Here is a 10,858-nt window from a genome sequence, read left to right as displayed (position 1 = left end):
GGGAGGAATGGCGCTCGGCGCATTGATCGCGGCTCATGGCGAGGATGATGGTGGTGCGCTTCACGCGCTTGCGCCGCTCGCTGGCCGTACCTTGGTGGAATATCAGGCGCGCTGCGCCGCCGCGATCGGCGCGGCCCCCATTGTCGTGCTCGTCGAGCGCGTTCCCCCGGCGCTCCAGGCTGCGTTCGAGCGGCTTCGCGGCGAGGGCATCGGCGTGGTGCCGGTCAGCGACGCGAGCGAGGCCGCGGCCCGCTTCGATCCCGATCTCGCCGTGCTGCAGATGGCGGACGGCGTCGCGCCCGCGCCCGCGCTCCTAGCCGACCTCGCCGAAGAGGAGGCGCGGACCATCCTCACCGTTCCTGACGACGAGCGGCACGAGGCGTTCGAGCGGATCGACGATCGCAGCCGCTGGTCGGGCCTTGCGCTGATCGACAGCAGCCTTCTTGCCGACACCGCGCGGATGCTCGGCGACTGGGATCTCCAGTCGACCCTGCTTCGCCGCGCGGTCCAGCATGGCGCCAGATTGGTTCCCGCACCCGAGGGGTTGACCCCGTTCATCGCCGGGAGCGTGGACAGCGCCGAGGCCTTCGACCGCCACCTGCTCGCCAGCTCGCGCAGCCGGCGGCGCGACTGGCCGAGCCGGTTCGTCCTTCCCCCGATCGAGGATTTCCTCACCCGCCAGCTGATGGGCGCACCGGTGCAGCCTTCCTGGCTGATCGGCTTGGCGCTGGCGTTGATCCTCGGGGCGGCGCTACTCTTCACCCGCGGCCTTCCGTGGTGGGCGATGGGCCTGCTCCTTGCCGCGACACCGCTCGACCGCCTCGCCGAGCGCCTGTCGACGGTCCGGCTCCGGCCCTTCTCGCGCCAGTCGCTGCCGCTGAGGCTGCTGGCACCAGCGCATGGTCTTGCGCTGCTCGGCCTTGCCTGGTTCGAGACACGGCATGGCGGGGGCTGGGGCGCACTGGTCGCGGCCGCCGCTACCATCGCCTTCGGCGAGGCGTCCCGGATCGAGCGCCGCAGCCGCGAACTCGGGCCCGATCTCTGGCTGTTCAGCCCGCGCGCGGCCCTCTTCGCCGCCATTCCCTTCGCTGCCTTCGGCGCCTGGAGCCTGTTGATCGTCATGCTTGCAGCCTATGCCGCGATCAGCTTCTTCATCGTCCAGCATCTCGTCCTCACGCCCACGGAAGGCGATTGACGCGCCGTTAACGCCATCTGCGCTAATGCGGTCAGCAATGCCCAGTGAGTGGCCTATTGCCGCCCCGCCCGTGATGGGCAGGAGCGACCGCCCGCCGACCGCCTTGCCGGTGTCGGGAGAGCGCCGGCTTGCGTCCGTCGTCCAGGATTTCTTCCTTCCACTGGATGCGCGCCTGACCGAGCAGGAGCGGGCACTGATGACGGCCATGCTCCATGGCCTGATCGAGCGGATCGCCGACGAACTTCGCGCCCGCCTCGACGAGGATCGGGCGCAGGCCTGCGCCGCCAATGCGGCCGAGCTTATCGCCGATCTCAGCCGGGCGAGCCTGCTTCAGGACGAGACGCTGGTCGGCGTCCTGCTGCGCCGCGCCGACGTGCAGCGGCTGGCCCAGGCCGGCCATGGCGGGCGGACGACCCTCCAGCGCTGGACGGCGCACGAAGAGGGCGAGATCGCCGCCGCCGCGATGGCGGTGGTCACCGCGCGGGGCCGGGGACGGGATCGCTATGGCCGCGCCGCGCTCGACCTTGGTGACCTTCCGCCGGTGCTTGCGCAAGGACTGGTCCTTGCCGTCGCGGCCGCGCTCGGCGCACGCTGCAGCGAACCGAGCGATGTCGAGGTCGCCAATGCCGCGGCGCAGATCATCCGCGAACGCCCGGAGCCGGCGACGGTCGAGGAGCTCGAGGTTGCGCTCGCCATCGCCCTCGGGCCCGATGGGCGCCGCGCGCCTGGCCTGCTCGTCGCGCTGGCGCAGGATGGCGAAGCGCCGATGATCGCGGCGCTGCTCGCGGTCGAAGCGGGCATCGCCGCCGACGAAGCCTGGCGGAGCCTGCTTGCCGGGGGCGAGCAGGTCGCCCTGTTGCTGCGCCTCGCCAACGTTCCGCGCATCGAAGCCGCGGCCTTCCTCGCCAATGCGGGCCCGGCGCTCGGGCTTGGCGATCCAGTTCAGGCAATCGAACAGTTCGATGAGCTCGCACCCGGTGATGTCGAGGCCGTCCGCCGCGAACTCGTGCTTCCGCCCAGCTATCGCCGGGCCAAGGCGATCCTTCACCGCCGTGGCTAGCCTGCCCGTCCAACCGCCGATCGGCGCCCGGATCGACCGCGAAGGTCGGCTGGTCGCGGCCGACCCGCCGCTGCTCGCGCTTCAGGAGGAGGCCGGAGCCGGCCTTGGCCTTGCGCTCGCGGTGCCGCAGATCGCCTCGCTGGCACGGCTCGCGGCGCGGCTCGGGGTTGCGATCACCCGGCCGGTAAGCGCGGCTTCCGCGGAGGAAGATCTCGACCTCATCATCCGTGCCGAACCGGATGCCGACGGCGTCACCCTGTCGGTCGAACGATGGATCGCGCGGCTTCCGGCGCGTGCGCGCTGGTCGGGCCGGGGTGCGGGCGCGACCGAGACCGAAGAGCGGGCTGCCGAAGACCTCGTCACCGACGCAGCGCTTCGCGTGCTCAGCATTGGCCCGTCACTCGCCCGCCGCTTCGACCTCGATCCCGCAGACGTGGTGGGGCAGCCGCTGACGCGCCTGTTCCGGCCGGTCGAGGACGACGGCGGCAACCTGCCCCTCCTGTCGGCGGCGAGCGAACGCACTGCGTTCGAAGGACAGCCGGCCGAACTGCGCTCGGGCGAAAGCCGGGTGATGCTCGACGGCACTCCGCGCATCGAAGGCGACCGCTTCCAGGGTTATGCGGTGACCGTCCGCAACGGCGGGTCGGTCCAGCCCCAGGCACCGCTTCCGCCGCTCGACGACCTCCTCAAGGAACCGCTGGCGTCGATCATCGGCCAGGCCGAGGAGATCGCCGCGCGTAGCCAGGGGCCGCTCAAGACCGATTATGCCGGCTATGGCTCGGATATTGCCGCGGCGGCGAAGCATCTCCTCGACCTGCTCGCAGCGCTCGGCCCGGGCGGCGAAGGCGAGGGGGGCGCGGTTCAGGGCGAGCCGGTCGACCTTGCCGAACTGGTGCTCGATGCCGCTGGCCTGGTGCAGGCGCAAGCCAGTACCCGCGGCGTGCTGCTCGATGTCGGCGGGGAAGGGAGCGTGCCTGCCCGCGGTCAGCCGCGCGCGGTGACGCAGATCCTCGTCAACCTGATCGGCAATGCCGTCCGCTTCTCGCCCGAGGGCGGGGCAGTGACCATCATCCTCGAAAGCGGGGCGGAAGCGGCGGTCACCGTCAACGACAGCGGCCCGGGGGTCGCCCCCGCGGACCGCTTCCGTATCTTCGAACGCTTCGAGCAGGCCGAGCCCGGGCAGGGCGGGGCGGGGCTCGGGCTCGCCATCTCGCGCCGGCTGGCGCGGGAGATGGGCGGCGATGTCGAACTGCTCGACAGCGCCGCCGGGGCCAGCTTCAGGCTGACCCTCCCGTCCTCTTAACGGCTGCCGACCGCCACATAATCGCGCTGCGTGGCGCCGGTGTAGAGCTGGCGCGGACGACCGATCTTCTGCTCGGGGTCGGCGATCATCTCGTTCCACTGCGCGACCCAGCCGACGGTGCGGGCAAGGGCGAACAGAGCGGTGAACATCTCGGTTGGGAAGCCGATCGCGTTGAGGATGACGCCCGAATAGAAGTCGACGTTCGGGTAAAGCTTCTTCTCGATGAAATAGTCGTCCGAGAGGGCGATCCGCTCCAGCTCCTTGGCGACGTCGAGGACCGGGTCGGAGATGTTGAGCTCCTTCAGCACCTCGTCGGCGGTCTGCTTCATGACCTTCGCGCGCGGGTCGAAGTTCTTGTAGACGCGGTGGCCGAAGCCCATCAGGCGGAAGGGATCGTCCTTGTCCTTGGCGCGGGCGATATATTCCGGGATGTTCTCGACCCGGCCGATCTCGCGCAGCATGTTGAGCGCAGCCTCATTGGCGCCGCCATGCGCCGGGCCCCACAGGCAGGCGATGCCTGCAGCGATACAGGCGAACGGGTTGGCGCCCGACGAGCCGGCGAGGCGGACGGTCGAAGTCGAGGCGTTCTGCTCATGGTCGGCGTGAAGGATGAAAATCCGGTCCATCGCCTTCTCGACCACCGGGTTCACCAGATATTCCTCGGCCGGGACGCCGAAGGTCATCCGCAGGAAGTTGCCGGTGTAGCTCAGCGAGTTGTCGGGATAGAGGAACGGCTGCCCGATGCTGTACTTGTGGGCCATGGCCGCGATCGTCGGCATCTTGGCGATCAGGCGGTGCGAGGCGATCTCGCGCTGCTTGGGATCGGTGATGTCGGTCGAATCATGGTAGAAGCTCGAGAGCGCGCCAACCACGCCGCACATGATCGCCATCGGGTGCGCGTCGCGGCGGAAGCCGCGGTAGAATTGCGCGAGCTGCTCATGGACCATCGTGTGGCGGCTGATGGTGTAGGTGAAGCGGTCGAACTCGTCCTTGCTCGGAAGCTCGCCGTGGAGCAGCAGATAGGCCGTCTCCATGAAGCTCGACTGCTCGGCGAGCTGGTCGATAGGGTAACCGCGGTGAAGCAGGATGCCCGCCTCGCCGTCGATGTAGGTGATCTTGCTCTGGCAGCTCGCAGTCGAGGTGAAGCCCGGATCGTAGGTGAAGACGTCGGCCTGGCCGTAGAGCTTGCGGATGTCGACGACGTCCGGCCCGACGCTGCCGCTCAGGACCGGCATGTCGAGGCTCTTGTCGCCCAGCTTCAGGTTGGCATTCGACATCATTCAAGCTCCGTTGAAGAAGATTTGTTCGTCATCTGATCGGCGATCCGGGCCAGGCTCTCGTCCTGCCCCAGCAGTACCAGCACGTCGAAGATGCCGGGGCTGGTGGCCCGGCCGGTCAGCGCCGCGCGGAGCGGCTGGGCAAGCTTGCCGAGCTTCAGTCCCTCCGTCTCGGCAAGCGCCTTGACCGCCTGTTCCGTTCCGTCGTGCGTCCAGTCGGCGCTGGCGAGCGCGGCGTGGATCTTGCCGAGCAGCGCGCGCGCGTCGTCGTCGAGCAAGGTCGCGGCCTTCTCGTCGAGCGCGAGCGGCCGCTGCACGAAGAGGAAGTCGGCATTGGCGCTGAGCTCGTTCAGATCCTTGGCCCGCGCCTTCAGCTCGGGCATCGCCCGCTCGAGCAAGGCCAGTCCCTCGCCCTCGAGCCCGCCGCGGCGCTGGCCGACCAGCACCGCCAGCCGGGCATCGTCGGCGTGCCGAATGTAGTGGCCGTTGAGGTTCTCGAGCTTCTTGGTGTCGAACCGGCTCGGGCTCTTGCCGACATGGTCCATGGTGAACCATTCGATCGCCTGCTCGCGGCTGATGATCTCGTCGTCGCCATGACCCCAGCCGAGGCGGAGGAGATAGTTGAAGAGGGCCTCAGGCAGGATTCCGAGCTCGTCGCGATAGGCGTCGACGCCGAGCGCGCCGTGCCGCTTCGACAGCTTGGCCCCGTCGGCGCCGTGGATCAGCGGAATGTGGCCGTAGGTCGGCTCGGGCCATCCCATCGCCTGGATGATGGTGAGCTGGCGGAAGGCGTTGTTGAGATGGTCGTCACCGCGGATGACGTGGGTCACGCCCATGTCATGATCGTCGACCACCACCGCCAGCATGTAAGTCGGAGTGCCGTCCGAACGGAGCAGGACGAAATCGTCGAGCTCCTCGTTCTTCACGACCACGCGGCCCTGGACCATGTCCTCGATGACCGATTCGCCTTCGCGCGGCGCCTTGATCCGGACGACATAGGGCGCGCCCTCGGGCGGAGCCTCGCCACTGTCGCGCCATTCGCTGGTCACGCGGAAGGGGCGTCGCTCGGCCTGCGCCTGCTCGCGCCGGCGGGCCAGCTCCTCGGGCGTCAGGTAGCAGCGATAGGCCGCGCCGCGCGCTATCAGCTCGTGGGCGACCTCGGCATGGCGGGCTTCGAACGCCGACTGAAAATAGGGCTCACCGTCGCCCGCAATCTCGAGCCAGCTGAGTCCGTCGAGGATCGCCTCGATCGCCTCGGGTGTCGAGCGCGCCTTGTCGGTATCCTCGATCCGCAGCAGGTAGCGGCCGCCGTGGTGACGGGCGAAAAGCCAGTTGAACAGGGCCGTGCGCGCGCCGCCGATATGCAGGAAGCCGGTCGGGCTGGGCGCGAAGCGGGTGACGATGCTGCTTGCGCTCAAGCGCGCTTTCCTCTTTCCTAACTCTGCCGGATCGCCCGCCATCCCGAAAGGGGGCAGCATGGACGTGGCCGCATCCGGATTGGACGCGCCGGCAGGCACGCACTGGCAAGCTCGCGCTCTCTTCGCAAGTGCGGAAAGCCTCCTCGAGGCCGAACGTTCCCAGTTAGCGCCGTGGTCGGTGGTTGCGTTCGGCACCGGAATCGCCGCCTGGCTGGTGCTTGCGGACCCCGCCGGATGGCGTGCCGCCCTGCTGGTCGCTGCCGGGATCGGGGGACTCGGCATCGCCCTTGGCGGACGGAGCGGCCGGGCGATCTTCTTCTTCGCGCTCTTCGCCGGGCTGGGGCTTGGGGTCATCTGGTGGCGGGCGACCGAGGTGGCGGCGCCGCGGCTCGACCGGCCGCGCATTGCCAGCTTCACCGCCGAGGTGCTCCAGGCCGAGCGACTGGTCGCCAAGGATTCGCTGCGCCTGACGCTGCGCCCGGACGACCCGGCGCTTCCGCCCAAGCTCCGCCTGTCGTTCCCCATCGCGGAAGCGGATGCCCTCGGCACGACGCTCGGTGAAGGCGCGCTGATCAGCGCGCGCGCCCGGCTCGCCCCACCAATGCCAATGGCGCTCCCGGGCACGCATGATTTCGCCCGCGACGCCTGGTTCGCGGAACTGGGGGCCACCGGGCGGGCACTCGGCCCCGTCACCTTGCTTCGCCCGGCTCGTGAAAGTGGCCTCGCAGCGGTTCGGCACCGCCTCGACTCCCATATCCGCGAGCGCTTGCCGGGGGGCGAGGGAGGGATCGCCACGGCCTTCGTGACCGGCGACCAGGGCTCGATCGCGAAGGAGGATGCCGAGGCGATGCGGCGCTCGGGCCTTGCGCATCTTCTCTCGGTGAGCGGCCTCCACATCGCCGCGGTCATTGGTTTCTTCTACGTCCTGACTCTGCGCTTGCTGGCGCTCGTTCCGGCGCTTGCGCTTCGGCTCAACCTCGTCGCGCTCGGATTTGCCGTCGGGGCGGCGGCGGGGATCGGCTATACCGTCCTCACCGGCCTGCAGGTGCCCACGGTCCGAAGCTGCATCGCTGCCGTGTTGATCCTGGCCGGTGTACTGCTCGGGCGCGAGGCGCTCAGCATCCGCCTGATCGCCACCGGTGCGGCAGTGGTGCTGCTGATCCGGCCCGAGGCCCTCGCCGGGGCGAGCTTCCAGCTCAGCTTCGCCGCGGTGACGACCCTCGTCACGCTCTACGCCGCGCGGCCATTCCGGCGCTGGTTCGAGCGCCGCGAGGAAGGATTTGTGCAAGCCCGACTGCGCGGTCTTGGGGCGATGATCGCGACTGGTCTCGCCATCGAGATCGCGCTGATGCCCTTCGCTTTCTACCATTTTCACAAAAGCGGTCTGTTCGGCGTATTGGCCAATCTCGTCGCCATTCCGCTGACGACCTTCGTCATCATGCCGCTCGAGGCCGCGGCGCTGATCTTCGACGGCGTGGGGCTGGGGGGTGCCTTCTGGCAATTGACGGGCCTCGCCATTGGCCTGCTCTTGCGGATCGCCCACCTGGTAGCTGGCTTCCCCGGCGCCGTCGCGATGTTGCCCGGCATGCCGCGCATCGCCTTTGGCCTGATCGTCGGCGGCGGCCTCTGGCTATGCATCTGGCTCCGTCCATGGCGCTGGTGGGGGCTGGCCCCGATGGCGCTGGGAACGTTGCTGGCGCTGCTGGCGCCGCTTCCCGCCCTCATGGTCACGGGCGACGGCAAGCATCTCGCGGTGATCGATCCGTCCGGCACGCCGTGGATCCTGCGCGACCGGGCAGGGGACTTCGTCCGCTCGATGATGGCCGAAAATGCCGGTTTCGATGGAGATCCGCCGCCGCTCGCCGCTTACCCACGGGCACGCTGCAGCTGGGACAGCTGCGTCGCCGATCTCGGCCACGGCCGGAGCCTGCTCGCACTTCGATCGGGCCAGCGGCTCGACTGGGTGGCGCTCACCCGCGCCTGCGCGGCGGCCGACGTCGTGGTCGCCGACCGGCGGCTGCCGCGCGGCTGCCGGGCGCGCTGGCTGACGCTCGACCCTCCGCAGCTGCGGCGGACGGGCGGGGTCACGGTCGATGTCGCCGGTGGCACAGTCCGGACGGTCGCTGCGCAGCTCGGTCGATTGCCCTGGTCGGCGCCTTAGGCCGGAGTCCAGACCGCCATTTCGTTGCCGCCCGGGTCGATGAACTGGAACCGCCGGCCGCCCGGGAAAGCGAAGATCGCCTTGGCGATGTGGCCACCCGCCTTCACCACCGCGTCGAAGGCGGCGTCGAGATCGTCGACCCGGATGACGGGGAGGGGCGCGGACAGGGCTTCCTCGCGGTCGCCCTGCAGCCCCACCGCCACGGCGCCGCCTTCATGCGCGCTATAGTCGGGCCCGTAATCGGTGAAGGTCCAGCCGAACGCTTTCCCGTAGAAGGCGCGGGTCAGTTCGTGCGCGCTGGCGCTCGGCAATTCGAGATAATCGACATGGGCCTGCGTCATAGTCCGGGTACTCCTGCGGCGATCCACCAGGTGACGGCACCGGCCAAAGCAAGACAGATCAGCAGCCGGACGGGTCCCGCCGCGACCATCGCCGTCGCGCCAGCCGGGGCCATCTCGGTGCGTCCGGTGACCATCGCCCGGACCAGTTTCTTGCCCTTCAGCCGGTAGACGATAATCGCTCCGACGTGGAGGATGATGAGCCCCTGAAGCACGGTGAACAGGGCTTCGTGGATGGTATGCGCCTGCTCGGCCGTGTCGAAGCTGACCAGACGATTGAGCGGGCCGCTGTAGAGGCCGTCCTCGTCGCTCAGCGGCAGACCGAAGCCGACCTGGAGCAGCAGCAGGAAGAGGAGGGCGATCACGCTGAGGCTGCCGAGCGGCGTATGGCCGATCCCGCGCCACGCGGTGGGATCACGCAGATAGGCGATCAATCGCCGCGGCCCGGTCACGAACGACGCGAAGCGCGCGGTCGAACTGCCGAGGAAGCCCCACAGGATCCGGAACAGCAGCAGGAACAGGACGGCCAGCCCGCTCCACAGATGCCACTCGATCCGCTCATTCTCCGCAGACCACCAGGAGAAGGCGATCAGCAGCACCAGGCTCCAGTGGACCAGCCGAATCGGGAGATCCCAGACGGGCAGCGCAAGCGACGCATCGGCCGCGAGCGTGCCGGGCCTATCAGTCATGCTTGTTGCGATAGAGGTCGTGGCAGGCGCCGCAGGTCTGGCCGAGGCGGCCCTGTGCGGCGCGGGCGGCGGCGAGATCGCCCCCGTTCGCGGCGGCCTGGAAGGCCTTGGCCGCAACCCCGAAGCTCCGCATCTTGGCGTCGAAGTCGGCCTTGTTCTGCCAGATCGCGGCCTTGGCGTAGGTCTTGCCCGCCTCCGGGCCGCTGCCGGCGGGGAACCAGCCCGGGGCCTGCGCGGCGAGCGCGGCGATCTGCCCGGCGGCCGCACGGGTCGCGCCGACGTCGCCCTTGTCGATGCCCTGCTTGGCCATGCGCATCGCCTTGCCGAGCTGCTCATAGCCATGGTGGCGCTGGGCCTGGATCTTGGCTGCGGCCGGCTTCGACAATTGGGCGGCGGCGATGGTGGCGGTTCCGGCGGCAAGTAGGCCGGTCGCGGCAAGGAGGGTGGTCACACGCATCTCAGTCTCCACGGCGGAGCCTCTCGCCCCGCAAATATCTACAAGCCTACTTGCTGTCCGCGGGCGGCGTCCAGCTGTCGTCGATCATCTTGATGATGGCCGAAAAGTCCTTCGGCCCGCCACCGCGCTGGACGAAGCGCTGGTAGAGCTCCTCGGCCTCGCCGCCCATCGGCGTGTAGGCGCCTGCGGCCTGCGCGGCTTCCATCGCAAGCTTGAGGTCCTTGAGCATCAGCTGTGCGGCAAAACCGCCCTCGTAGCCCCGATCGGCGGGGGTTTCGGGGCCGACGCCCGGCACCGGGCAATAGGACGTCATCGACCAGCTCTGCCCGCTCGCCTTGGACGAGATGTCGAAGAAGGTCTGCGGATCGAGCCCGAGCTTTTGCGCCAGCACGAAGGCCTCGCAGGTACCGGCCATGGTCACGCCAAGCAGCATGTTGTTGACGATCTTGGCGGCCTGCCCGGCGCCGCTGTCGCCCGCGTGGATCACCGCCTTGCCCATCTTCTCGAGGATCGGCCGGGCCTGCTCGAAAGCGTCGGCGCTTCCCCCGACCATGAAGGTCAGGGTGCCACCCTCAGCGGCGGCAATGCCGCCCGAGACAGGGGCGTCGACCATCGCATAGCCTGCCGCTTTGGCTTCGTCCTCGACCCGCTTGGCGGTGCCGACGTCGATGGTCGAGCAATCGAGCAGGATGGCGCTAGTCGGCGCCTTGCCGAAAACCGAATTGCGATAGACCTCGGCGACATGCTTGCCGGCGGGAAGCATGGTCACGACCGCATCGGCGCCCTCGACCGCGGCGGATGCGTCGGCTGCCCGGCTCACGCCGCGCTCCTCGGCCTTGGCCAGCGCGGCCTCGCTGAGGTCGAAGGCGCGGACCTCATGACCCGCCTTGGCGAGGTTCGCGGCCATCCCGCCGCCCATGTTGCCGAGCCCGATGAACGCGATCCGTGCCATGCTGTACG

At 69.2% G+C, this 10,858-nt stretch carries 10 protein-coding genes; 4 read left to right on the top strand and 6 right to left on the bottom strand.

Features of this window, described 5'->3' with window-relative positions:
- The first annotated feature begins 7 nt into the window (after positions 1 to 7).
- The 3 genes from AC4GYU_RS12370 (at position 8) to AC4GYU_RS12360 (ending at position 3,558) form a co-directional block, all read left to right on the top strand.
- Positions 8 to 1,195, top strand: coding sequence for a hypothetical protein (locus AC4GYU_RS12370; protein WP_491087255.1), 1,188 nt, complete (start codon positions 8 to 10; stop codon positions 1,193 to 1,195).
- A 73-nt stretch (positions 1,196 to 1,268) separates the two neighbouring features.
- The gene (locus AC4GYU_RS12365; protein WP_491087254.1) at positions 1,269 to 2,255 is read left to right on the top strand and encodes a hypothetical protein; all 987 of its coding nucleotides are present in this window, start codon (positions 1,269 to 1,271) and stop codon (positions 2,253 to 2,255) included.
- Positions 2,248 to 3,558: a sensor histidine kinase gene (locus AC4GYU_RS12360; protein ID WP_491087253.1), complete on the top strand. Its 1,311-nt coding sequence runs from the start codon at positions 2,248 to 2,250 to the stop codon at positions 3,556 to 3,558. Before AC4GYU_RS12365 ends, AC4GYU_RS12360 begins: the two co-directional genes overlap by 8 nt.
- Here AC4GYU_RS12360 and AC4GYU_RS12355 read toward each other — a convergent pair.
- A complete protein-coding gene (locus tag AC4GYU_RS12355; protein WP_491087252.1) occupies positions 3,555 to 4,838 on the bottom strand; it encodes a citrate synthase in 1,284 nt (427 codons plus the stop codon). The genes AC4GYU_RS12360 and AC4GYU_RS12355 overlap by 4 nt on opposite strands.
- Positions 4,835 to 6,295, bottom strand: a complete 1,461-nt coding sequence (gltX, locus tag AC4GYU_RS12350) for a glutamate--tRNA ligase (protein ID WP_491087362.1) — start codon at positions 6,293 to 6,295, stop codon at positions 4,835 to 4,837. The genes AC4GYU_RS12355 and gltX overlap by 4 nt, the downstream gene beginning before the upstream one ends.
- A gap of 136 nt (positions 6,296 to 6,431) precedes the next feature.
- On the opposite strand from gltX, the gene AC4GYU_RS12345 reads away from it, so the two are divergent.
- Positions 6,432 to 8,414: a ComEC/Rec2 family competence protein gene (locus AC4GYU_RS12345; RefSeq protein WP_491087251.1), complete on the top strand. Its 1,983-nt coding sequence runs from the start codon at positions 6,432 to 6,434 to the stop codon at positions 8,412 to 8,414.
- Here the strand turns inward: AC4GYU_RS12345 and AC4GYU_RS12340 are convergent.
- The 4 genes from AC4GYU_RS12340 to mmsB are packed head-to-tail and all read right to left on the bottom strand — an operon-like array spanning position 8,411 to position 10,850.
- Positions 8,411 to 8,755 carry a VOC family protein gene (locus AC4GYU_RS12340; protein ID WP_491087250.1) on the bottom strand — a complete coding sequence of 115 codons (345 nt, stop codon included), beginning with the start codon at positions 8,753 to 8,755 and terminating at the stop codon, positions 8,411 to 8,413. The genes AC4GYU_RS12345 and AC4GYU_RS12340 overlap by 4 nt on opposite strands.
- Positions 8,752 to 9,441 carry a cytochrome b/b6 domain-containing protein gene (locus tag AC4GYU_RS12335; protein ID WP_491087249.1) on the bottom strand — a complete coding sequence of 230 codons (690 nt, stop codon included), beginning with the start codon at positions 9,439 to 9,441 and terminating at the stop codon, positions 8,752 to 8,754. Before AC4GYU_RS12335 ends, AC4GYU_RS12340 begins: the two co-directional genes overlap by 4 nt.
- Positions 9,434 to 9,898, bottom strand: coding sequence for a cytochrome c (locus AC4GYU_RS12330; protein WP_491087248.1), 465 nt, complete (start codon positions 9,896 to 9,898; stop codon positions 9,434 to 9,436). Before AC4GYU_RS12330 ends, AC4GYU_RS12335 begins: the two co-directional genes overlap by 8 nt.
- 46 nt (positions 9,899 to 9,944) lie before the next feature.
- On the bottom strand, positions 9,945 to 10,850 hold the full coding sequence (mmsB, locus tag AC4GYU_RS12325) for a 3-hydroxyisobutyrate dehydrogenase (protein WP_491087247.1): 906 nt from the start codon (positions 10,848 to 10,850) through the stop codon (positions 9,945 to 9,947).
- Positions 10,851 to 10,858: the final 8 nt, after the last annotated feature.

It is taken from the genome of Sphingomonas sp. SP2 (assembly GCF_058313385.1).
Note: the sequence above shows the minus strand (reverse complement) of the source record. Positions and strands in the feature narration are given on the sequence as shown.